25 protein-coding genes and 1 tRNA gene are annotated in these 21,464 nt (G+C 70.3%); 15 read left to right on the forward strand and 11 right to left on the reverse strand.

The features are described from left to right. Positions 1-40 precede the first annotated feature (40 nt). On the forward strand, positions 41-682 hold the full coding sequence (gene hisH, locus ACE3UA_RS01625; RefSeq protein ID WP_374641827.1) for an imidazole glycerol phosphate synthase subunit HisH: 642 nt from the start codon (positions 41-43) through the stop codon (positions 680-682). After that, complete coding sequence (locus ACE3UA_RS01630; RefSeq protein ID WP_374641933.1) at positions 670-1,587, forward strand: glutaminase; 918 nt, start codon at positions 670-672, stop codon at positions 1,585-1,587. The genes hisH and ACE3UA_RS01630 overlap by 13 nt, the downstream gene beginning before the upstream one ends. Here the strand turns inward: ACE3UA_RS01630 and ACE3UA_RS01635 are convergent. Genes ACE3UA_RS01635 through ACE3UA_RS01645 form a run of 3 tightly spaced genes read right to left on the reverse strand, consistent with a single transcriptional unit; the run spans position 1,584 to position 3,347 of the window. Beyond that, complete coding sequence (locus ACE3UA_RS01635; RefSeq protein WP_374641829.1) at positions 1,584-1,991, reverse strand: VOC family protein; 408 nt, start codon at positions 1,989-1,991, stop codon at positions 1,584-1,586. The genes ACE3UA_RS01630 and ACE3UA_RS01635 overlap by 4 nt on opposite strands. 47 nt (positions 1,992-2,038) lie before the next feature. After that, on the reverse strand, positions 2,039-2,908 hold the full coding sequence (locus ACE3UA_RS01640; protein WP_374641831.1) for a DMT family transporter: 870 nt from the start codon (positions 2,906-2,908) through the stop codon (positions 2,039-2,041). A 49-nt stretch (positions 2,909-2,957) separates the two neighbouring features. Next, positions 2,958-3,347, reverse strand: coding sequence for a DUF2147 domain-containing protein (locus ACE3UA_RS01645; protein ID WP_374641833.1), 390 nt, complete (start codon positions 3,345-3,347; stop codon positions 2,958-2,960). A 145-nt stretch (positions 3,348-3,492) separates the two neighbouring features. Here ACE3UA_RS01645 and hisA point away from each other — a divergent pair, with 145 nt between their 5' ends. The 3 genes from hisA to ACE3UA_RS01660 all read left to right on the forward strand — a co-directional run bounded on the left by hisA (position 3,493) and on the right by ACE3UA_RS01660 (position 5,409). After that, complete coding sequence (gene hisA / locus ACE3UA_RS01650; RefSeq protein WP_374641835.1) at positions 3,493-4,212, forward strand: 1-(5-phosphoribosyl)-5-[(5-phosphoribosylamino)methylideneamino]imidazole-4-carboxamide isomerase; 720 nt, start codon at positions 3,493-3,495, stop codon at positions 4,210-4,212. Positions 4,213-4,345: 133 nt separating this feature from the next. Next, the gene (hisF, locus tag ACE3UA_RS01655; RefSeq protein ID WP_374641837.1) at positions 4,346-5,107 is read left to right on the forward strand and encodes an imidazole glycerol phosphate synthase subunit HisF; all 762 of its coding nucleotides are present in this window, start codon (positions 4,346-4,348) and stop codon (positions 5,105-5,107) included. After that, positions 5,104-5,409, forward strand: a complete 306-nt coding sequence (locus tag ACE3UA_RS01660) for a phosphoribosyl-ATP diphosphatase (protein WP_374641839.1) — start codon at positions 5,104-5,106, stop codon at positions 5,407-5,409. The genes hisF and ACE3UA_RS01660 overlap by 4 nt, the downstream gene beginning before the upstream one ends. Before the next feature lie 57 nt (positions 5,410-5,466). On the opposite strand, the gene ACE3UA_RS01665 is transcribed toward ACE3UA_RS01660, so the two are convergent. Beyond that, a complete protein-coding gene (locus ACE3UA_RS01665; RefSeq protein ID WP_374641841.1) occupies positions 5,467-5,874 on the reverse strand; it encodes a CoA-binding protein in 408 nt (135 codons plus the stop codon). Between the two features lie 158 nt (positions 5,875-6,032). Then, positions 6,033-6,821, reverse strand: a complete 789-nt coding sequence (gene rlmB, locus ACE3UA_RS01670) for a 23S rRNA (guanosine(2251)-2'-O)-methyltransferase RlmB (RefSeq protein ID WP_374641843.1) — start codon at positions 6,819-6,821, stop codon at positions 6,033-6,035. A gap of 119 nt (positions 6,822-6,940) precedes the next feature. Here rlmB and ACE3UA_RS01675 point away from each other — a divergent pair. Beyond that, positions 6,941-7,024 (forward strand) — tRNA-Tyr (locus ACE3UA_RS01675). A 64-nt stretch (positions 7,025-7,088) separates the two neighbouring features. On the opposite strand, the gene ACE3UA_RS01680 is transcribed toward ACE3UA_RS01675, so the two are convergent. Continuing rightward, a complete protein-coding gene (locus tag ACE3UA_RS01680) occupies positions 7,089-7,529 on the reverse strand; it encodes a PACE efflux transporter (RefSeq protein WP_374641845.1) in 441 nt (146 codons plus the stop codon). Between the two features lie 138 nt (positions 7,530-7,667). On the opposite strand from ACE3UA_RS01680, the gene ACE3UA_RS01685 reads away from it, so the two are divergent. Both ACE3UA_RS01685 and ACE3UA_RS01690 read left to right on the forward strand, forming a co-directional pair. Further along, entirely contained in the window at positions 7,668-8,462 is a 795-nt protein-coding gene (locus ACE3UA_RS01685) for a dimethylarginine dimethylaminohydrolase family protein (protein WP_374641847.1), read from the forward strand. After that, on the forward strand, positions 8,459-9,433 hold the full coding sequence (locus ACE3UA_RS01690; RefSeq protein ID WP_374641849.1) for a hypothetical protein: 975 nt from the start codon (positions 8,459-8,461) through the stop codon (positions 9,431-9,433). The genes ACE3UA_RS01685 and ACE3UA_RS01690 overlap by 4 nt, the downstream gene beginning before the upstream one ends. Before the next feature lie 2 nt (positions 9,434-9,435). Here ACE3UA_RS01690 and ACE3UA_RS01695 read toward each other — a convergent pair whose 3' ends face one another. Next, positions 9,436-9,591: a hypothetical protein gene (locus ACE3UA_RS01695; RefSeq protein ID WP_374641851.1), complete on the reverse strand. Its 156-nt coding sequence runs from the start codon at positions 9,589-9,591 to the stop codon at positions 9,436-9,438. Positions 9,592-9,838: 247 nt separating this feature from the next. Here ACE3UA_RS01695 and ACE3UA_RS01700 point away from each other — a divergent pair, with 247 nt between their 5' ends. Beyond that, positions 9,839-11,122 carry an O-acetylhomoserine aminocarboxypropyltransferase/cysteine synthase family protein gene (locus tag ACE3UA_RS01700; RefSeq protein ID WP_374641853.1) on the forward strand — a complete coding sequence of 428 codons (1,284 nt, stop codon included), beginning with the start codon at positions 9,839-9,841 and terminating at the stop codon, positions 11,120-11,122. An 18-nt stretch (positions 11,123-11,140) separates the two neighbouring features. On the opposite strand, the gene ACE3UA_RS01705 is transcribed toward ACE3UA_RS01700, so the two are convergent. The 3 genes from ACE3UA_RS01705 to ACE3UA_RS01715 form a co-directional block, all read right to left on the reverse strand. Continuing rightward, entirely contained in the window at positions 11,141-11,911 is a 771-nt protein-coding gene (locus ACE3UA_RS01705; protein WP_374641855.1) for a hypothetical protein, read from the reverse strand. Continuing rightward, positions 11,911-12,972, reverse strand: coding sequence for a hypothetical protein (locus tag ACE3UA_RS01710; protein WP_374641857.1), 1,062 nt, complete (start codon positions 12,970-12,972; stop codon positions 11,911-11,913). The genes ACE3UA_RS01705 and ACE3UA_RS01710 overlap by 1 nt, the downstream gene beginning before the upstream one ends. Before the next feature lie 94 nt (positions 12,973-13,066). Next, entirely contained in the window at positions 13,067-13,762 is a 696-nt protein-coding gene (locus ACE3UA_RS01715; RefSeq protein WP_374641859.1) for an SIMPL domain-containing protein, read from the reverse strand. 161 nt (positions 13,763-13,923) lie between these two features. On the opposite strand from ACE3UA_RS01715, the gene ACE3UA_RS01720 reads away from it, so the two are divergent. Beyond that, entirely contained in the window at positions 13,924-16,758 is a 2,835-nt protein-coding gene (locus ACE3UA_RS01720; protein WP_374641861.1) for a translation initiation factor 2, read from the forward strand. Positions 16,759-16,915: 157 nt separating this feature from the next. Here ACE3UA_RS01720 and cobT read toward each other — a convergent pair whose 3' ends face one another. Next, positions 16,916-17,926: a nicotinate-nucleotide--dimethylbenzimidazole phosphoribosyltransferase gene (cobT, locus tag ACE3UA_RS01725; RefSeq protein WP_374641863.1), complete on the reverse strand. Its 1,011-nt coding sequence runs from the start codon at positions 17,924-17,926 to the stop codon at positions 16,916-16,918. 132 nt (positions 17,927-18,058) lie between these two features. Between cobT and cobS the strand changes: the two genes are divergently transcribed. From cobS to ACE3UA_RS01750, 5 genes are all read left to right on the forward strand, one after another. Continuing rightward, the gene (cobS, locus tag ACE3UA_RS01730) at positions 18,059-18,787 is read left to right on the forward strand and encodes an adenosylcobinamide-GDP ribazoletransferase (protein WP_374641865.1); all 729 of its coding nucleotides are present in this window, start codon (positions 18,059-18,061) and stop codon (positions 18,785-18,787) included. Positions 18,788-18,862: 75 nt separating this feature from the next. After that, positions 18,863-19,954, forward strand: a complete 1,092-nt coding sequence (gene ribB / locus ACE3UA_RS01735; RefSeq protein WP_374641867.1) for a 3,4-dihydroxy-2-butanone-4-phosphate synthase — start codon at positions 18,863-18,865, stop codon at positions 19,952-19,954. A 4-nt stretch (positions 19,955-19,958) separates the two neighbouring features. Then, positions 19,959-20,459 carry a 6,7-dimethyl-8-ribityllumazine synthase gene (locus tag ACE3UA_RS01740; RefSeq protein ID WP_374641869.1) on the forward strand — a complete coding sequence of 167 codons (501 nt, stop codon included), beginning with the start codon at positions 19,959-19,961 and terminating at the stop codon, positions 20,457-20,459. Then, entirely contained in the window at positions 20,456-20,923 is a 468-nt protein-coding gene (gene nusB, locus ACE3UA_RS01745; protein WP_242070035.1) for a transcription antitermination factor NusB, read from the forward strand. Before ACE3UA_RS01740 ends, nusB begins: the two co-directional genes overlap by 4 nt. 43 nt (positions 20,924-20,966) lie before the next feature. After that, complete coding sequence (locus tag ACE3UA_RS01750) at positions 20,967-21,353, forward strand: META domain-containing protein (RefSeq protein WP_374641872.1); 387 nt, start codon at positions 20,967-20,969, stop codon at positions 21,351-21,353. Positions 21,354-21,464 lie beyond the last annotated feature (111 nt).

Raw genomic sequence — 21,464 nt, forward strand, 5'->3', positions numbered from 1 at the left:
GAATTCTCGCAAATGCTTGCAGCACCCAGAGACCAGACCCATGCCCCTGACCGCCCTCGTCGATTATGATTCCGGCAACCTGCACTCCGCCGAAAAGGCCTTTCAGCGCATGGCGGCCGAGGTGGGCGGCGGCGAGATCCTGGTGACCTCCCGGCCCGAGGACGTGGCCCGCGCCGACCGCATCGTCCTGCCGGGCGATGGCGCCTTCCCTGCCTGCCGCGCGGCGCTCGGCGCCTATGGCGGGCTGTTCGAGGCGATCGAGGAGGCCGTCATCCGCAAGGCCCGTCCCTTTCTCGGCATCTGCGTCGGCATGCAGATGCTGGCCTCGCGCGGCCACGAATACCGCCTGACCGAGGGCTTCGGCTGGATTCCCGGCGACGTGGTCAGGATCGAACCCGCCGACCGCGCGCTCAAGGTCCCGCACATGGGCTGGAACGACCTGATCCTGGACCGGCCGCACCCGGTGCTGGAGGGGATCGCAACCGGCGACCACGCCTATTTCGTCCACTCCTACCATTTCCGCGCCACCGACCCCGCGCATCTCCTGGCGCATTGCGACTATGGCGGGCCGATCACGGCGATCGTCGGCCGCGACAACATCGTCGGCACCCAGTTCCACCCCGAGAAAAGCCAGGCCGCCGGCCTGCACCTGATCGGAAACTTCCTGCGCTGGACGCCGTGACCGGGGCGCTGGCGCAGCATCTGGCCGAGATTGCGGCCGAGATGGCAGAGCGCAGCGAACGGGGCCGCGTGGCCGAATACATCCCCGAGCTTGCCGCCGTCGCCCCCGACCAGTTCGGCATCTCGGTCTGCCTGGCCGACGGCGCGCAGCTTTCGGCCGGGGACAGCGCCACGGCCTTCTCGATCCAGTCGATCTCCAAGGTCTTCGGCCTGGCTATCGCGCTTGGCCGTCTTGGCGACCAGCTCTGGACACGCGTCCGTCGCGAGCCTTCGGGCCTGGCCTTCAACTCGATCCTGCAGCTCGAGAACGAGGGCGGCATCCCGCGCAACCCCTTCGTCAACGCCGGCGCCATCGTCACCGCCGACGCCGCCCTGGGCAGGCGCGCGCCCCGCGAATATCTGGCGGAACTCCTCAGCTTCGTCCGCACCGCCGCGGGTGACGAGGGTATCCACATCGACGGCAAGGTCGCGCGGTCGGAAACCGAGACCGGCCACCGCAATTTCGCGCTGGCGCATTTCCTGAAGGCGCAGGGCAACCTGATGAACCCGCCCGAGCTGGTGCTGGGCGCCTATTTCCACCAATGCGCCATCGCGATGACGGTCGAGCAACTGGCCCGCGCCGGCCGCTTCCTGGCCGGGATCCAGCACCTGATCGCGCCCGAGCGCGTGCGCCGGATCAACGCGCTGATGCTGACCTGCGGCCATTACGACGGCTCGGGCGAGTTCGCCTTCCGGGTCGGCCTGCCCGGCAAGTCCGGCGTCGGCGGCGGCATCCTTGCCATCGCCCCCGGCCGCGCCTCGATCGCGGTCTGGTCGCCGGGGCTGAACGCGCAGGGCAACTCCCAGCTCGGCACCGAGGCGCTGGAGATGCTGGCTCGGCGCACCGGCTGGTCGATCTTCGGCTAGCTCTCCCACAGCCGGGGTTCGGCGAATTCCACCGAATTCCCCGCCGGATCGCGCAGGTAAAGCGAGCGCGCCCCGTTCGGCCAATCGAACTCGGCCTCCACCGCCAGGCCCGCTGCGCCGAACCGCGCGCGCCAGTTTGCGATCTCCTCCCGGCTGGCGGCAAAGCAGACATGGCCCGGCCCCCGCGCGCCATGCACCGGCACCGGCAGCGCCGGATTGCCGGACGGATGCCCGGTCGCATCGGGGTTGAAGACCAGCAGCACCCCCGCGCCCACCCGGAAGAACACATGCCGCCCCGGGACCTTCACGATCACCGGCAGGCCCAGGAGCCCGCCATAGAACGCCTCCGCCGCGCCCAGGTCGGCGGCGTAGATCGCGGTCTCCAGGATGGCTTGCGGCTGCATCCCCCCAGCCTGCGCCCCCGACCCCCCAAGGTCAACGCCTCCGAAGGTCAACGTCCCCGCGTCCTCTCGATCAGCGCCAGCCCGCCCAGGATCAGCGCCAGCCCGGCCAGATGCCGCGCCTCCAGCCGCTCGTCCAGCACCAGCCAGCCCAGGCCCGCCGCCGAGAACGGAATCAGGAAGGTGACCAGCGAGATCGCCGTCGCCCCGGCCCGCGCAAGGATGCGGAAGTAGATGAGATAGGCCAGCGCCGTGGACAACCACGCCAGCGCCACCACCGCCGCCACCGGCACGGCCCCCGGCCAGGGCAGCATCCAGGGCCGGTCGAGTGCCAGCCAGATCGGAGTCAGCATCACCGTGCTTGCCGTCACCAGCCCCGCCGCGGTCTGCAAGGGCGTCACCCCTGCCCTCCGGAACCGCCGCCCCCAGACCCCGGCCAGCGCATAGAACAGCGCCGCCAGCAGGCAGGCCAGCATCGCCGGCAGCGCACCGCCCAGATCCTCGCCCGCCATCATCGCCAGCACCCCGGCGAATCCCAGCCCCACGCCCGCCGCCTTCATCGGCGACAAGCGTTCATCCTGCGTCGCCAGATGCGCCACCAGCACCGTGAACAAGGGCGTCGTCGCATTCAGGACCGAGGCCAGCGCCCCGGTGATCTGCCCCTGCGCCAGCACGAACAGGCTGAACGGCACCAGGTTGTTCAGCACCCCCATCACCGCCAGCGCCCCCCAGACCCGGCGGGGCGGCATCCCCTGGCCCGAAAGCCTTGCCGCCAGCACCAGAAGCACCGCCGCCAGCGCCACCCGGCCCCAGACGATACTGACCGGCGGCAGGCCGGCAAGGGCCAGTTCGTTGAACAGGAAAGACCCGCCCCAAAGCAGGGACAGGCTCCACAGCAATATCCAGTCGCTCGCTCGCATGGTGCCCCGATGCCAGAAGCCGCGCGCCGCCGCGACCCGAAGCTTGCGGCTATTTCACCCGCGTCCAGGTCCCGCCGTCGCGGCAGATCCCCAGCACGCAGCCTCTGACCTTCAGGCTGTCCCCGGCCAGCGTCATGTCACCGTTATAGGTCTTGTCCCGGTCCGGCGACCAGATCTTGCCGTCGTCATACAGCCCGTCCGGATAGGCCACCATGTCCCAGACGATGCGCTTGCCGACATTCGGGCTCTCGATCTCCTTGCCCGCCCCGTCGAAGGCACGGACGAGGGTGCCGCAATAGGCCGGGCCGCAGGGCCTGATCTCGACATGGCCGAAATTGCCGTTGTCGTCCTTCCGGGTCTGCCAGACCCCCTCGACCGGATCGGCGAAAGCCGTCCCGGCCATGACCGCAAAGCCCGCGGCAAGTGCGAAAACCTTCATGTTGCATCCTCCTCGCAATCTCCCTGCCCGTGACCTTGCGCGAGCTGCAAAACCGATCAAGCGTGACGTCGGGTCGCGCCTGGCGGCTTTTCATTCCCCGCGTCCCATGCCAAAGACCGGCGCGACCGCAAGCGGAGAGCCTGCCATGATCCTTTACCCAGCCATCGACCTGAAGGACGGCCAGTGCGTCCGTCTCCTGCGCGGCGAGATGTCGGCCGCCACCGTCTTCGGCGACGACCCCGCCGCCCAGGCGCTGAAGTTCCAGGACGCGGGCTGCGCGTGGCTGCATCTCGTCGACCTGAACGGCGCCTTCGCCGGCCAGCCGGTGAACGCCGCCGCGGTCGAGGCGATCCTGAAGGCCGTCAGCGTCCCCGCCCAGCTCGGCGGCGGCATCCGCGACATGGGCACCATCGCGATGTGGCTGGAAAAGGGCCTGGCCCGCGTGATTCTCGGCACCGTCGCGGTGGAAGATCCCGCCCTGGTGCGCGAGGCGGCGAAAGCCTTCCCCGGCAAGGTCGCCGTCGGCATCGACGCCCGCAAGGGCCGCGTCGCCACCAAGGGTTGGGCCACGGAAACCGATGTGATGGCCACCGACCTCGCCCGCTCGTTCGAGGATGCCGGCGTCGCCGCGCTCATCTACACCGACATCGACCGCGACGGCGCGATGCAGGGCCCGAACATCGCGGCGACCGAGGCACTGGCCCGCGCCGTCTCGATCCCGGTGATCGCCTCGGGCGGCGTCTCGCGCATGGAAGACCTGATCGCGCTGCGCGACACCGGGGTCATCGCCGGCGCCATCTCCGGCCGCGCGCTTTATGACGGGGCGATCGACCTGGCCCAGGCGCTGAAGGCGCTCGTGGCCTGACCCGCCTGCTCCTCGTTCGACTTCGTCTCCTCGTCGCATCACCCTGCGAGGAGTGACGAAGTCATCGACGAGCAGCCCACTGGTCCTTTCCCCGCCTCCGGACTAGAAGGACGTGACCCAAGCGGAAGTGCCCATGCTGAAGACCCGCATCATCCCCTGCCTCGACGTGGCCGACGGCCGCGTGGTGAAAGGCGTCAACTTCGTCGACCTGATCGACGCCGGCGACCCGGTCGAGGCCGCGAAGGCCTATGATGCGGCCGGGGCCGACGAGCTTTGCTTCCTCGACATCATGGCGACCGAGGACAACCGGGCCACCATGCTCGACCTCGTGACCCGCACCGCCGAGCAATGTTTCATGCCGCTGACCGTCGGCGGCGGGGTGCGGACGCCCGAGGACGTGCGCAAGCTTCTCCTGGCGGGGGCCGACAAGGTCAGCTTCAACTCCGCCGCCGTGGCCGACCCCGAGGTGGTGGCCCGCGCCGCCGACCGTTTCGGCAGCCAGTGCATCGTGGTGGCCATCGACGCCAAGACGGTTTCGCCGGGCAAATGGGAGATCTTCACCCACGGCGGCCGCCGCGCCACCGGGATCGATGCCGTCGCCTTCGCCCGCACCGTCGCCGCGAAGGGGGCGGGAGAGATCCTGCTGACCTCGATGGACCGCGACGGCACGAAACAGGGCTTCAACCTCCCCCTCACCCGCGCCATCGCCGATGCCGTCGACATTCCCGTCATCGCCTCGGGCGGCGTCGGCACGCTGGACCACCTGGTCGAGGGCATCACCCAAGGCCACGCCTCCGCCGTCCTCGCCGCCTCGATCTTCCACTTCGGCACCTTCACCATCGGTCAGGCCAAGGCCCACATGGCCGCCGCCGGCATCCCCGTGAGGTTGTCATGAGCCTGGAACGTCTCGCCGCCACCATCGTTGCCCGCAAGGGGGCCGATCCGGAAACCTCCTGGACCGCGAAACTGCTGGCCAAGGGGCCGGAGAAATGCGCCGAGAAGTTCGGGGAGGAGGCGGTCGAGGCGATCATCGAGGCGGTGAAGGGCGACCGCGCCCGCCTGACGGCCGAGGCCGCGGATGTGCTTTACCATCTCCTCGTCATGCTTGCCGCGCGCGACGTGACCCTTGCCGAGGTGCTGGCGGAACTCGACCGCCGCGAAGGCACCTCGGGGATTGCCGAAAAAGCCAGGCGCTGACCGATTTCCTCGAAGAAATCGGACCGGAGCCGTCAAGGGCTTTGAATAATCCCGGCGCTACAGCCCCAGCCGCGGGATCTCGATCGCCGGGCAGCGGTCCATCACCGCCTTGAGCCCCGCCGCCCTGGCCCGCGCGGCCGCCGCCGCGTCCACCACGCCCAGCTGCATCCAGACCACCTTGGCCCCGGCGGCAATCGCCTCGTCCACCACGCCGCCCGCTTCCTCGCTGCGGCGGAAGATGTCCACCATGTCGACCGGCCCCGCCTCGGCCAGGCTGGCCACCACCGTCTCGCCCAGCGCCACCTGGCCCGCCTGGCCGGGGTTGACCGGAATCACCCGGTAGCCGCGTGCCTTGAGGAAGGCGGCGACCCGGTGGCTGGGCCGATCGGGTTTCGGCGACCAGCCCACCAGCGCGATGGTCTTGGTCGAGGTCAGGATCTCGCGGATCTCGGAATCGGTCGGCATGATACCCCCTGAATGAAAAAGGGTGCCGGGGAATTACCCCAGGCACCCAGTCGCGGAACGAGGGACAGTGAAGTCAAGGACGGGGTTCCGGTCCCGTGCCTCCTTACTGTCATTTAGGAATCTGAACGCCCGGTTAAAGGTCCGTCGCAGAGTCGTGATCATCCCCGCGTCGCGGCATACAGCGACACGGCGGCGGCGTTCGAGACGTTGAGGCTGCCGAAGGCCCCGGCAAAGGGGATGCGGGCCAGCACGTCGCAGGTCTCGCGCGTCTTCTCCCGCAGCCCCGGCCCTTCCGCGCCGAGGACAAGGGCGATCGGCCTGCCGTTCGCGCCCGCCACCGCCTGATCCAGCGTCACCGGGGCCTCGCCGTCCAGCCCGATCAGGGTGAAGCCCATGTCGCGCAGGGCTTCCATCGCCTCGGCCAGGTTCGTCACCTTCAGATAGGGCTGCCGCTCCAGCGCGCCGCTCGCGGTCTTGGCCAGCGCCCCCGTCTCCGGCGCCGAATGGTGCTTCGGCGCGATCACGGCCCGCGCGCCGAACACCTCGGCCGAACGCAGGATCGCACCGACGTTGTGCGGGTCGGTCACCCGGTCGAGAAGGACCACCAGCGGCAGGCCCTCGCCCGCCGCACAGACATCGGCGAACTTGCCCCAGTTCAGGGGCTTCACCTCGACCGCCGCGCCCTGGTGGACCGAGCCTTCGTCGATCGGCACGTCGAAGCGGCGCGGCTCGACCACTTCCGGGGCCATCCCCGAGGCCGCGACCGCCGCCTCCAGCTTGTCGAGCGCGTTCTTCGTCAGCACCAGGCGCAGTTTCTCGCGCTTCGGATTCATCAGCGCGTCGCGCACCGCATGCAGGCCGAAAAGCCAGACGGTCTCCCGCGCCTCGCGCCGCTCGCCGCGTTCCTTCTCGACCACCCAGGCCGGTTTCTTTCCGCCCGCCGCCATGTCCCGACCCCATGAAAACCAGCCGGGACCTTTGCGCGGGCCTGCCCCCCGATGCAAGCCGAAAACTTGCCTGACCACCCTTGACGCCCCCCGCCCCCTTGGGTAGACCCACCCCCGGCGGGCGACGAGCTGCAAGGTGCGGCAGGGGACTGTAACTCCCCCGGGGCGACCCACGCCTGGTTCGATTCCAGGGTCGCCCACCATTCCATCGAATGGTGTACTACGGTTCCGGCCCCGCTCAACCGGCCTTGCGCGGGCACGGGTGCTTTAGCCGTCCGGGCTCGGCAGCGGTACCGCCAGGTCGTAAAGCCAGTTGAAGGCAAAGGCGTAAACCAGGTAGAAACCGGCCAGCGAGACGTCCATCAGGAAAGCCTCCCACAGCGGCACCGCCAGATACCAAGCGATGAACGGGACCAGGAGAATCAGCAGTCCCGCCTCGAACAGCACTGCATGGACGGCCCGAAGGCGCAGCGATTTCTTCAGGCCGAGGCCCAGGCGGAGCAGCGCAACGTCGAAGACCAGGTTGTAGCCATAGTTCCACAGCATCGCCAGGGTGGTGCTGACCAGGGCCACCACACCGAAATGCCCGACATCCACGTCGAAGACCAATCCGCCCAGGGGCGCGACCAGGGCCAGCGCGATCAACTCGAACAGGATCGCGTGGCGCAGGCGGTCGCGCGGGGTTCGCATCTGCACCTTGCCGGCCATGGTTCCCGCCCCCAGCGGCGGGTCCGTCCCGCCGCCCGGCACCCTAGCTCTTGCGGCCGGGGCCGCAAGCCCGCTGCGCTTTCTCTTGCGGCGCGGCTTCCGGAATGCGACACCCTCGGTCACACCACGGGGTCCGCCATGTCTTTCTCTATCCATTTCACCCATGCCATCACCCGCCGCCCGGCGGCCTCGATCACGCGCGGCCTGCGCGCGGTGGATACCGGCAACCCCGACCTCGCGCTGATGCAGGCGCATCACGACAGCTATGTCGCCACCCTGCGCGAGACCGGGGCCAGGGTGATCGAACTGCCGCCGCTGGAGACCTATCCCGACAGCGTCTTCGTCGAGGATACCGCGCTCTGCCTGCCGCAGGGGGCGGTCGTCATGCGCCCCGGCGCCCCCTCGCGGCTGGGCGAGGCGGCGGAAATGGCGCCGCATCTGCGCGCGCTTTACGGCGAGGTGGTCGGGATCACCGGCGCGGAGAGCTTCATCGAGGGCGGCGACATCCTGGTCACCGAACGCGAGATCCTCGTCGGCCGCTCGGCCCGGACCAATGCCGCGGGCATCGCCGAGCTGGCGGGGCTGGTCGCCCCCTGGGGCCACAAGCTGCGCGAGGTGCATACGCCCCCCGGAGTGCTGCATTTCAAGACCGACTGCTCACTCCTGGACGTGGACACGATCCTGTCCACCACGCGCCTCTCGGCCTCGGGCTGCTTCGATGGCTACCGGGTGATCGACGTCGCCGAGGGCGAGGAGGCGGCCGCCAACACGATCCGCTTCAACGACCTGGTGCTGATGCCCGCCGGTTTTCCCCGCACCCGCGACGCCATCCTGGCGGCGGGCTATACCGTGCGCGAGATCGGCAATTCGGAATGCGCCAGGCTGGACGGCGGCATGTCCTGCCTGTCGCTACGGTTCACCCCCCGGAAATGAGCTTCAACATCCTCGCCGTCGGGCAGGCCGGGCGGCTGGAGTTCGAGGCGATCCTGCTCGCGGCCTCGCTGCGCCAGTCCGATCCCGGCTTTCCGGGCCGCCTGTTCATCGCCGAGCCGCAGCCGGGCGGCGCATGGCCGGGCGACCCGCGCCTGTCCGACCGCGCCCGGGCGATCCTGACCGGGCTTGGCGCCGAGATCCTGCCCTTCGAGGCGCGGGTCTTCGGCGCCGACTATCCCCAGGGCAACAAGATCGAGGCGCTGCCGGCCCTGCCCGAGGCGCCGTTCCTGTTCCTGGACACCGATACGCTGATCACCGGGCCGGTCTCGGCCATCGCCTTCGACTTCTCCCGCCCCTCGGCCTCGATGCGGCGCGAGAATACCTGGCCGGCGGTGGAGCTTTACGGGCCCACCCCGAGCCAGACCTGGAAATCGCTGTATGACCGTTTCGGCCTGGACTTCGACGCCTCGCTCGACCCGCGCCAGCCCGAGGACTACTGGCAACGCTTTCTCTACTTCAACGCGGGCTGGTTCTTCCACGAAAGCCCGTCCCGCTTCGGCGGCCGCTTCCTTGCCTGGGCCAGAGAGATCCGCGACAACCCGCCCGCGGAACTGGTCTGCCAGGAGCTTTTCCCCTGGCTGGACCAGATCACCCTGCCGCTGGTGCTGCATTCCTTCGGCGGCGGCCGTCCGGGGCCGGAACTTGCCGCACTGGACGGCGCTGCCACCTGCCACTATCGCACCCTGCCGCTCCTCTATGCGCGGGAAAGCGACCGCGCCGTCGCGGTGTTGGAGGCAGTCGCCCGCGACAAGGCGCTGCGTCCCGCCTTGCGCGACTGGGAGGCGCTGCGGCTGATGGTCTACCAGAACCGCGGCCGCAAGGTGCGCGCGCTTTTCGACCGCGACCACCTGCCCCACCGCGAGCAGGCGATCCGCAACACGCTGAAACGCGAGGGCTTCTGGCTGCGCTAGGCTCAGCGGCCCGGAACCACGCAATCGGCGGCATCCAGCTTCTGCACCGGATCGGTCGGGCCGCACTGGTCGCCCCCGACCGGATACTGCCCGGTCTCCGCACAGGCCGTAAGGCTAAGGAGTGCCGCAAGAAGTCCGATCGTCACAATCCCTTTCATCGCCATCCTCCGAAGCACGCGAATTGCCCGCCCAGACTGACCCGACCGGCACACCGCCGCATTGACGCAAATCAACCGTCCGGCGGCGTAGGATGCGCTACAGCCCACCTCGCACGGCGGCCGGAAGGATTTCCCTCCGATCCCCCGAACCAAGCCATTGATTTCCCTATCATCATCCTTCACCACCCGCCCCCGTTGCGCCTGCCCGCATCCTTGCATACCCTGCCGCCAGATACGGGAGGACCCCATGACCGACAGACCCCTTGGCTTCGAAACCCTCGCCATCCACGCTGGCGCCGAGCCCGACCCCGCCACCGGGGCCCGGCAGATTCCGATCTACCAGACCACGGCCTACGTCTTCCGCGACGCCGAACATGCGGCCAGGCTGTTCAACCTGCAGGAAGTCGGCAACATCTATTCCCGCCTGACCAACCCCACCGTCTCGGCGCTGGCGAACCGGGTCTGCGCGCTGGAAGGCGGGGCCGGGGCCATCGCCTGTTCCTCGGGCCATGCGGCGCAGATCATGGCGCTGTTCCCGCTGATGCAGCCGGGGCGCAACGTCGTCGCCTCGACCCGGCTTTACGGTGGCACGATCCAGCAGTTCTCGAACACGATCCGCAAGTTCGGCTGGTCGGCGAAATTCGTCGACTTCGACGATCCCAAGGCGATCGAGGCCGCGATCGACGGCGACACCCGCGCGCTGTTCTGCGAGACGATCTGCAATCCCGGCGGCGCGATCTCGGACATTCCCGCCATCGCCCGCGTGGCGAACCAGGCCGGCATCCCGCTGATCGTCGACAACACCACCGCCAGCCCCTATCTCTGCCGCCCGATCGACCTGGGCGCGACCATCGTCGTGCATTCGGCCACCAAATACCTGACCGGCAACGGCACCGTCACCGGCGGGATCGTGGTCGACTCGGGCAAGTTCGACTGGTCGGCCAGCGACAAGTTCCCCTCGCTTTCGCAACCCGAACCCGCCTATCACGGCCTTGTCTTCCACCCGACGCTGGGCGGGATGGCCTATACCTTCCACTCCATCGCCATCGGCCTGCGCGACCTCGGCATGACGATGAACCCGCAGGGCGCGCATTACACGCTGATGGGGATCGAGACGCTGGCACTCCGGATGCAGCGCCATGTCGAGAACGCGAAGATCGTGGCCGAGTGGCTGGAGCAGGATCCGCGGGTCGGCTCGGTCACCTGGCCGGGACTGAGATCCTCGCCCTACTACCATCTGGCGCAGAAGATCACCCCCAAGGGCCCCGGCGCGCTGTTCACCTTCACGGTGAAGGGCGGCTATGAGGCCTGCGTCCGGCTGATCGACAATGTAAAGCTGTTCAGCCATGTCGCGAACCTGGGCGATACCCGCAGCCTGATCATCCATCCGGCCTCGACCACCCACCGGCAACTGTCCGAGGAGGCGCAGATCAAGGCCGGCGCCGCGCCGGATTCGGTGCGGCTCTCGATCGGGATCGAGAATGTCGAGGACATCATCGCCGATCTCGACCAGGCGCTGTCCAAGGCCTGAGCCCTCGCGGCGCGGAGGTCAGCCCCCCGGGGCGGCCTCCAGCGGCGGCAGCGCGATGACGCCCTTCGGCAGCGGCCGAAGCCAGGCGACTTCGGCCGTCAGGCTGACCGGCGCCGCCTCGGACCAGTCCACCGCAAGGCGCTGGATCCGGCAGAACAGCCCCTCCTCGGGGCAGGCGGCCTGCGCCTGGGCAAGGGCGACGGCAAGCGCGGCCTCGGGGGATTCCGTGCCCTCGGCACCGGGGTCGAGGTCCAGGGTCCGGCGGGCTCCGGTCAGGACATGGGTGCCAAGGTCCGGCAGTTCCTCGGCCTCGGGCTTCAGGCGGAACACCAGCTCGATGCGGAACCTCGCCGTGCCTTCCAGCGGATCGACGCTGCCCGCCTCGACCCGCGCCCGGTTCACCGCGCAATCGGCGGCCAGGGTCGTGGTCATTTCCTTGCACAGCATCCCGGCCAGCATCGGGGCGCGGATGTCGGCCAGGACCTGCAGATAGGGCGCATCGGGCAGTTTCTCGCCCTGGACCAGCAGATCGGCCAGATGCGCATCGCGCAGCACGGTGACCGTCCGGGCCGGCATGAAGCGATCCTGCCGCAGGAAGGCCAGCGCCTCGTCCTGCGGCACCAGCCCGCCCGAGGGCGAGATCAGCCAGCCCTGCCGGGGCATCCCCGGCGGCGGCGGCGGCAGTTCGGCCTCGGCCCGCGGCGGGGGAGAGCGGAAATGCTTCCAGCCGGCCGTGCCGAAGCCCACGGCCATCAGCAGCAGGCCGGATGCGATCAACAGGCGCGGCATCAGAAGCTTGCCCCCTGCCGAAGGTAGTCCAGATCGCCAAAGGCGAAGGTCAGGGCGATGGCCTTCACCCGCGCCGCGAAATTCTCGCCCTTGCCGGCCTGGCCCCGGATCTCGAAGAACTGGTCCTGGGTCGCGCGGATCCTTGCGCCGTTGATCGGGGCGTAGCTCGCCTTCGGGCCCTCGGCCCCCGGAACCGGGCCGACCAGCGAGATCGTGCCCCGGTCGAACCCGATCCGGCTGGAGGAGGCCGCGACCCCGAAGGCATCCAGAAACCAGCGGTCATAGGCCTCGGCCCCGGACGACATGCCCTCGGACCCATAGGCCGGATGGATGCCGCAGCTTGCCAGGTCCGCATCCAGGATGACCTCGACCGGCACGACCGGGTCCAGGTTGGCGATCCCGGCCTGGGTGCCGCCCAGCAGGATCACCCGCTCGATCCGGGCGCCGGGGGCAAGGTGCAGGTTCCACATCCGGTTGCCCGCGCCCGTCTCGAGGACCAGGTAGACCGGGGCCGAGGTTTCGGTCACCGCGACGTCATAGGCCTCATAGCCGGGACCGGAGAGATCCGGCATCGCGGCATTTCCGGTCTGGCGATAGTGATCGACCAGACGCTGCACCCCGGCGGCAAGGTCGCTGTCGTCGTAGGTGGACAGCGCCAGCCCGATCCCGCTGGTCCCGGCGGTGACATGTCCGAAATGCGTCCCCTCCTGCGGCGGAGTCGGGCGGCAACCCATGATCGGGCGGATCGTCGTGACCTCGGCCGGGATGTCGGCTGCGGCCCGAGTGGTATAGCCGGCCACCACATCCCCGATGAAGACCGGCCGATTGCCCGCCCCGGCCGCTATCGGCCCCACGGCGACAAGGCCGTCGGCGCCCTCTTGCAGGAAGTCCTGCGGCCTCTGGCCCGAACGGCCATGAAGGCCGAAGACGCCCGCGCTTTCCAGATAGTCCAGCGCCTGGCGAGGCAGGATCCGCTCCAGCGGGCCGGGACCGCCCAGCACCAGCGCCACCGCCGCAAACACGGCAGTGCCAAGGATGGCCAAGCTGATCCGACGCACCATTAACCTCGCTCCCGCCTTCCGACGCTGTCTTGCCGAAAACTTGGGCAAAATCAGGCCGAAACGGCGGTGCAGTTGCGGTTTCGGCCGGATCCCGTCACTCGGCGATCTCGTAGAAGATCGTGACCGAGGCCGCCACATCCATCGCACCCGCCGCCACCGGCACCGGGGCCGCCGCAAGCTCGGCCTTGTACATCGGCACCGGCCCGCCCTCCGGCGCGCCCTCGCTGATCGAGAGGATGCGGCCCAGCTTCACCCCCGCCGCCGCGGCCAGAAGCTCGGCCCGTGCCCTTGCATCGGCCACCGCCTCCTTGCGCGCCTCGTCCAGAAGCGGGTCGGGATCGGCAACGCCGAAGCTCAGCCCGTTCAGCGTGTTGGCCCCGTCCTGCACTGCCGCGTCCAGCACCGGACCCAGGCCCGCCAGGTCGCGGATCGTCACCGTCAGCAGGTTCGCCGCGACATAGCCCGAGATCGCCGGCGTGCCGCTGTCATAGCCGGTCCAGTTCGGGTTGACCGACAGGTTCGAGGTCTGCATGTCCCGCGCCTCGACCCCGGCCGCGGTCAGCCGCGCCATCACCGCCTCCATCGCGGCGGAGTTGGCGGCCAGCGCGGCCACCGCCGTCTCGCCCTGCGTGGTCACCCCGATCGAGAGGGTGGCGATGTCGGGGGCCGCCTCGACCGTGCCGGTGCCGGTCACGTTGATCATCGGCACCCGCGCCTCCTCGGCCATGGCAGGGGCTGCAAGCGGCAGGGCAAGGGCGGCCGCAAGGGCAAGGGCAGTGAGTTGGCGCATCGGGTTTCTCCTTGGTTCGGCGCAGGTTTTCGGGTTTGTGACGTCGCAGGCAAGCCGATCCTTGGCCCTTTCCCTTTCTTTCGGCGAAAAGCTGCTGTAGTTCTGCGCCACCCCCGCGCGGCAAGTTCCCGCGCTTTCATTTTCCGTGCTAGACCCGCCGCATGAAACCGACTTTCGCACTTGATCTCACCCGCGACGTCGTGGGCCTTCTGCATCGGACGCCGAAAGGCTGGCTGCCGCTGGGCGAGGTGGCCTTCGACGCCCCCGACCTGGACGAGGCGCTGGCCTATCTGCGCAAGACCGCGCTCGGTCTCTCTCCGCTGGGAATGGCCACCAAGATCGTCCTGCCCAACAGCCAGATCCTCTATACCGAGGTCAATGCCCCCGGCCCCAGCCGCGACGAGAAGCGCCGCCAGATCGCCGCCGCGCTTGAGGGGCGGACGCCCTATGCCGTGGACGACCTGGTGTTCGACTGGTCCGGCAAGGGCGCGACCGTGAAGGTCGCCGTCGTGGCGCGCGAGACCCTGGAGGAGGCCGAGGGCTTCGCGACCCGGCACCGGCTGAACCCGGTCGGCTTCGTCGCGATCCCCGAGGATGGCAGCTTCGTGGGCGAGCCGTTCTTCGGCCAGACCGATGCCGCCGCCGCCATCCTTGCCGAAGGCGAGACGGTCGAGAAGGACCGCGAGCCGGTCTCGATCCTGCAACGCGACCTGCCCGTCGCCCCTCCCCCGGCGCGCGCGCCTGCCGTCGCCGAAACGCCGCCGATGGCCGAGGTTCCGCCCGTGGCGGAGGAGCCGGCCGTGGTGGAGGAGCCGGCCCCCCCGCCGGCCGAAGCCGCGATCGCCGCGGACGACAGCCCTCCCGGTCCGGACGAGGCGCGGACCGCCGACCTGCCGCCCGCACCGGACCTGCCCGCGGCCCCCGTGCCCGAGGCAGAGCCGATCGCGGAAGATCTCGCCCGGCCCGCACCCGAGCCCGCCCGCCGGCCCGAGCCGACGCCCGAACCCGCGCCCGAACCCGCGCCGGTCGTGGAACCTGTCGCGGCAATGCCCGCCGCCCCGGAACCTGCGACCCCGCGCGTCGACGAGGTCGAGGAAGCCCCCTTCGCCGAGGTCGCCGACGAGGATGCGCCTCCCGCCCCGCCGCCGGTGGTGCCGAAGCCCAGCGTGACCGCGCCGGAGCTGGAGGATGAAATCCCGCCCGCCCCGCCCTCGGCGGCGCTGATGGCCTTTGCCAGCCGCCGCTCCGGGACCCAAGGCGCGGCGCCCTCCTCCGCCCCGCCGGTCGCCGCCCCGCCCCGCGGGGCCGAGGCCACGCTGCGCCCCGGGGCCGTGCCGCCAGCGGCCAGCCGGCCCGCGCCCGCCACCAAGGGCTTTCAGGGCCTGGTCACCGCCCCCACGATTCCCGGCACGCGCAGCAAGCCAAAGCTGAAGCCGGGCACCGAGATCCCGCGTCCGGCGATGCCGGGCCCGACCACGGTGAAATCGCCCTCGCGCCCCGGCGGAACCTTCGGGGCCGCCGCACCGACGCGCGGGCGGACCGGGATCGTCTTCACGGTCCTGGTGGCGCTCCTTCTGTTGTTCCTCGCGCTGATCGCCGCCTGGTCGTCCTACTACCTCGCGGGCGGCGACCCCGGCGCGACCGAGGAAACCGCCATCACCACGGCCGACCCCGGCATCGACGACGAGATGCTGGCCGACATGCAGGACCCCGAGGGCCAGACGGCTCCGCCGGCGGAAGCGGCCGGTGCCGCGCCGGAGGCCGACCCCGCTGCGGTGAATCTGGCCCTGGAGGAAGCCGTGCCGGAAGCTGCCCCCGAGGCGGCGACCGAGGCGGCTGCCGCCGAACCCGCGCCCGGGACCGCCGTCGCGACCGAGGTGGCGACCGCCGAGGCCCCGGCCGAGGATCAGGACGAGATCTTCCTCTCCGCCATGGACGCGCCGCCGGCGGCGCTGGATGCCCTGGCGCTGCCCGCCCCGGTCGACCGGGCCGACGCCGCGCCCGCGCCCACGATGCCGCCCCCGGCCTTCGGCACCGTCTACCAGTTCGATGCGAACGGCCTTCTGAAGCCCACGAAAGAGGGGATCGTCAGCCCCGACGGCGTGTTCCTGATCGCGGGCAAGCCGCCGCGCCTGCCGCCCTCGCGCAGCGAAACCGCCGCCGCCCTGGCCGCCGCCGCCCAGCCCGCACCTGCGGCACCCGCAGCCGATCCCGCCGCCGCCACCGCCGCCGATGCCTCGCTGGTGACCGCCGCCGATGCGGCCGAACCTGCCGCCGCTCCCGCCTATGCCGACCCGGCGCTCGCCGAATTCCGCCCCCGCCCCCGGCCCGAGACGCTGGTTCCCCCCGCCACCGGGGATGGAGCCGCGCTGACGCCCGATCCGGCAGCGGCGGCGGAATTCGCCGGTCGCCGCCCCCTGCCCCGCCCCGAGACCGTTCTCGCCGCCGCCGCCGCGGCCAAGCCAGCCGACCTTGGCGCGCAGGGCGCCTCGCTTGCCGCCCAGGCCGAGGCGAACCTGGCCGCCGCCGAGGCGCTGGAGGCGCGGAATCCTTCCATCGTCGCCATCTCGATGCGCCCGGCAGCCCGGCCGAAGGACTTCACCGGCGCGGTCGAGGCCGCCGTCGCCGCCGCCGTGCGCGCGCCCGAACCGCAGGAGGTCGCCGCCGCCGCCCCGGCCCCCGAGGCCAAGCCCGAGGAACTGGACGAGCTGAACGAGCCCGAGACCGCCAGCGCGGCTCCGTCGATCCCGACCAAGGCCAGCGTGGCCAAGCAGGCGACCTTTGCGGATGCGATCAACCTGTCGAAACTGAACCTGATCGGGACCTACGGCACCGACTCGCGCCGGTATGCGCTGATCCGGCAATCGAACGGGCGCTACAAGAAGGTCACGGTGGGGGACAAGATCGACGGGGGGACGATCAAGGCGATCACCGAGACCGAGGTCCGCTATCAGAAGGGCGGGCGGCTGCTCAGCCTGAAGCTGCCGCGAGCGTGACTGTCCACTGCGGACAGCAAATGCGATTCGCTTGAAATCAATGGGTTGGCTGCGGACATTCACCCTTTGTTAGGGACTGGCCGCCCCGCTCGTCGATGACTTCGTCACTCCTCGCCGCCCGGCGACGAGGAGACGAAGTCGAACGAGGAGCATCCGGTCAGGAACCGGCGGCGACTCCGGCCTCGGCGAAGGTTGCCATGCCGGAATGGCAGGCCACCGCGCCCTGCGCCACCCCGATCGCCAGCGCGGCGCCGGACCCCTCGCCCAGACGCAGGCCAAGCGACAGGAGCGGCTCTTTCCCCAGACGCTCCAGCAGGCGGGGATGCGCGCCTTCGGCCGATTGATGCCCGGCGATGCAATGGTCAAGCGCGCCGGGCACCGACCGTTCCAGCACCGCAGCCGCGGCGCAGACGACGAAACCGTCGAGAATCACCGGCACCCGGTGCATCCGCGCCGCGACGATCGCGCCGGTCATCGCCGCCAGCTCGCGACCGCCGAGGCAGCGCAGGACCTCGAGCGGATCGCCCAGCATCGCCGCGTGGCGCGCCACTCCGGCGGCGACGGCGGCCTCTTTCCGGTCAAGGCCCGCATCGTCCACCCCGGTGCCGCGCCCGGCCCAGCCCGCGCCGCCATAAAGCGCCGCGGCCAGCGCGGCGGCGACGGTGGTATTGCCGATCCCCATCTCGCCCGCGACGAACAGGTCAGCCTCGGGATCGACGGCGCCGTAGCCCAGGCGCAGCGCCGCGACGACCTCGGCCTCGGTCATCGCGGGGCCCTGGGTGAAATCGGCGGTCGGGCGCTCCAGCTCCAGCGGGACGACATCCAGCTTCGCGCCGAACGCCTTCGCCAGCTGGTTGATCGCGGCCCCGCCATGGGCGAAGTTCGCCACCATCTGCACCGTGACCTCGGGCGGGAAGGCCGAGACGCCTTGCGCGGTAACGCCATGATTTCCCGCGAAGATCACGATCTGCGGCCGGTCGGCATGCGGCCTGTCGGTGCCCTGCCAGCCCGCCAGCCAGAGCGCCACCCGCTCAAGCCGCCCGAGCGCACCGGGGGGCTTGGTCAACTGGCCGTTCCGCGCCTCCGCCCCGGCCAGCGCCGCCGCGTCCGGTGCGGGCAGGCGGTCGAGGAGGCTGCGAAATTCGGCGAGGGTCTGGAACGGCATCATCTACTCCCGATTGATCCTGAGATGGGTTGGGGCTACCCCATGGCCACAGGCAGGGCCAGCCGGGATGTGCCGCTTTGGGCCCGCTTCGCGACATGGCGTCGGATTGCCGCAGGGTGAACTGGGGGAAACGGAATGTGGGATGATCTTGCCTCGGGCTTTGCGCTGCTGACGCGGCTGCCGATGCCGGATCACCGGGGGACGGGCGCGGCTTCGGCCTGGGCCTGGCCGCTGGTCGGGGCGGCGCTGGGGGCGCTGGCGGCGGCGCTGGCCGGGATCGCGCTGTGGCTGGGCTTCACGCCGGGGGTCACGGCGGCCATGGTGCTGGCGCTGGGGGCGATCCTGACCGGGGGGCTGCACGAGGACGGGCTGTCGGACACGGCGGACGGCCTGTTCGGCGCCTGGACGCGCGAGCGGCGGCTGGAGATCATGAAGGACAGCCGGGTCGGCAGCTATGGCGTGCTGGCGCTGCTGCTGGTCACGCTGGCGCGCTGGTCGGCGCTGGTGACGATCCTCGCGGCCGGAGAGATCTGGGCGCTGGTCGCCGTGGGTGCGCTGGCGCGGTCGCCGATGGCGGCGCTGATGGCCGGCCTGCCGAATGCGCGCGGCACCGGGCTGAGCCATGCCACCGGCCGCCCGCCCAGGGACCGGGTGCTGGCCGGGATCGGGATCGCGGTGCTGATCGCGCTGATCTTCGCCGGGGCCGCCGCGCTGCCGATGGTGGCGCTGGCGGCGCTGGCCGTGCTATGGCTGGCGCGGCTGGCGCTGCGGCGGATCGGCGGGCAGACCGGCGATATCCTGGGCGCGGCGGAGCAACTGGCCGAGGTGGCCTGCCTGGCCGTCCTTGCCGCCAGCGCGGGGTGAGTCTGCGTTCCGCGCACATCCGAAGCTCTGGCATTTGCGCCGGCGCCGCGATACATCGGCGGAACCAGACGCAGGATGCCGCCCATGTCAGACTACTCCGACGCCATCTCCTCGACCGAGGATATCATCGAGGATGCCCGCAACGGGCGGATGTTCATCCTCGTCGATCACGAGGACCGCGAGAACGAGGGCGACCTGGTGATCCCGGCGCAGATGTGCACGCCGCATGCGATCAACTTCATGGCGACGCATGGCCGGGGGCTGATCTGCCTGGCGATGCCGAAGGAACGGATCGACGCCCTGGGCCTGCCGCTGATGAGCCCGAAGAACTCCAGCCGGCACGAGACCGCCTTCACCCTGTCGATCGAGGCGCGCGAGGGGGTGACGACGGGGATCTCGGCCGCCGACCGGGCGCGGACGGTCTCGGTGGCGATCGACCCGACCAAGGGCGCGGCCGACATCGCGACGCCGGGCCATATCTTCCCGCTGCGCGCCCGCGAGGGCGGGGTGCTGGTGCGGGCGGGCCATACCGAGGCGGCGGTGGACGTCAGCCGCCTGGCCGGGCTGAACCCCAGCGGCGTGATCTGCGAGATCATGAACGACGACGGCACCATGGCGCGGCTGCCGGACCTGATCACCTTTGCCCAGAAGCACGGGCTGAAGATCGGCACGATCAGCGACCTGATCGCCTATCGCCGCCGGCATGACAACCTGATCACGGAAAAGGCGGTGAAATCGGTCTCCTCGGCGCATGGCGGCGACTGGCTGATGCGGGTCTTTGCCGACGAGACCCATGGCGACGAGCATGTGGTGCTGTCGAAGGGCGACCTCGCGGCACCCGGCCCGGTGCTGGTGCGGGTCCATGCGCTGAACCCGCTGGAGGATGTTCTGGGCGTGGGCGGCGGCGGCGAGCTGCCGGCGGCGATGCGGATCATCGCGGCCGAGGGGCGCGGGGTGGTGGTGCTGTTGCGCGACACGACGATGAAGATGGTGACGCCGGGCGAACATTCGCCGCAGACGTTGCGGCAATATGGCGTGGGGGCGCAGATCCTCTCCGCGCTGGGGCTGTCGTCGATCACGCTGGTGACGAATTCCGCCGCGCCGAAGTTCGTGGGGCTGGATGCCTACGGGCTGACCATCGCGGGCACCCATCCGATCAAGGAGTGATCCCATGGCCGGGACCGAGACGCATTACACCCTGCCCCTGCCCGGCTTCGACAAGCCGGTAAAGCTTTTGATCGTGGTGGCGCCCTACTACAAGGACATCGCCGACAACCTGATCGCGGGCGCGCGCGCGGTGGGCGCGGCCTGCGGGGCCGAGGTCGACCTGGTCGAGGTCCCCGGCGCGCTGGAGGTGCCCTCGGCCATCGCCATGGCGCAAAGGCTGGCGGAATATGACGGCTATGTCGCGCTGGGTTGCGTGATCCGGGGCGAGACGACGCATTACGACACGGTCTGCAACGATTCCAGCCGCGCGCTCAGCCTGCTGGGGTTGCAGGGGGCCTGCATCGGCAACGGCATCCTGACGGTGGAGAACCGCGCCCAGGCCGAGGTGCGGGCGGATCCCTCGGGCCAGGACAAGGGCGGCGGGGCGGCGGCGGCGGCCTTGCACCTGATCGCGCTTTCGCGCAAATGGGCCGGAAAATCCAAGGGGATCGGCTTTCGGGCATGACGGACAAGGGGCAGCAGAAGCGCCAGATGAAATCGGCCGCGCGGCTTTACGCCGTACAGGCGCTTTTCCAGATGGAAGTCTCGGGCCAGACGGTCGAGGCGGTGACGCGCGAGTTCGAGACGCACCGTCTTGGCGCGACCTATGACGAGGGCGAGTTCGCCGAGGGCGATGTCGACCATTTCCGCGCCGTCGTGGGCGCGGCGGTGAACTGGCAGGCGAAGATCGACCAGATGACCGACCGGGCGCTGGTCGCGGCCTGGCCGATCGACCGGATCGACCCGGTGCTGCGCGCGCTGTTCCGCGCGGCGGGGGCGGAGCTGGTGGACATGGCGACGCCGCCCAAGGTCACGATCACCGAATATGTCGACGTGGCGAAAGCCTTCTTCCCCGAGGGCAAGGAGCCGAAGTTCGTCAACGCCGTCCTCGACCACATGGCGCGCGAGGCCAAGCCCGGGGCCTTCTGATGCGTCGAAGGGATGACGAACCCGATGATATGGAGCCGGTGACATGCGTCTGCTTTCCCTTGCCGCCCTTCTGGCCGTGACCACCACGGCCGCCTGCGCCCAGGACCCCGTCGGGGTCGACTGGCGGCTCGTCTCGGTCGACGGGGTGGCGGTCGACTATCGCGCCACCTTGCGGATCGAGGCGGACGGGACGCTGGCCGGGAAGGCGCCGTGCAACAACTGGTCAAGCCTGAACGGGGCAACCCTGCCGGAGCTGAAGCTGCAAGGCATCCGGGCGACGCGGATGGCCTGCGACAGTCTGGCGGATGAGGCGGCCTTCTTCGCCGCGCTGGAGGCGATGAGCCGGGCCGAGGTGACCGAAGGCGGGCAGCTGGTGCTGACAGGACCGGAAGGGCAGAGTCTGGAATTCGGCAGCGACGCGGCCGAGTGATCCCCGGTCCGGAAGCCGGGCGGATCGCCCACCCGCGCCGGTGGGGACAGTTGCGGAACCCTCGCGCGGGGTGGGTGGTTCCTCCGTCCTGCCGGCGCTCTTCGGGCGCCG

This window comes from Tabrizicola sp. (assembly GCF_041919135.1).
Lineage (GTDB): Bacteria > Pseudomonadota > Alphaproteobacteria > Rhodobacterales > Rhodobacteraceae > Tabrizicola.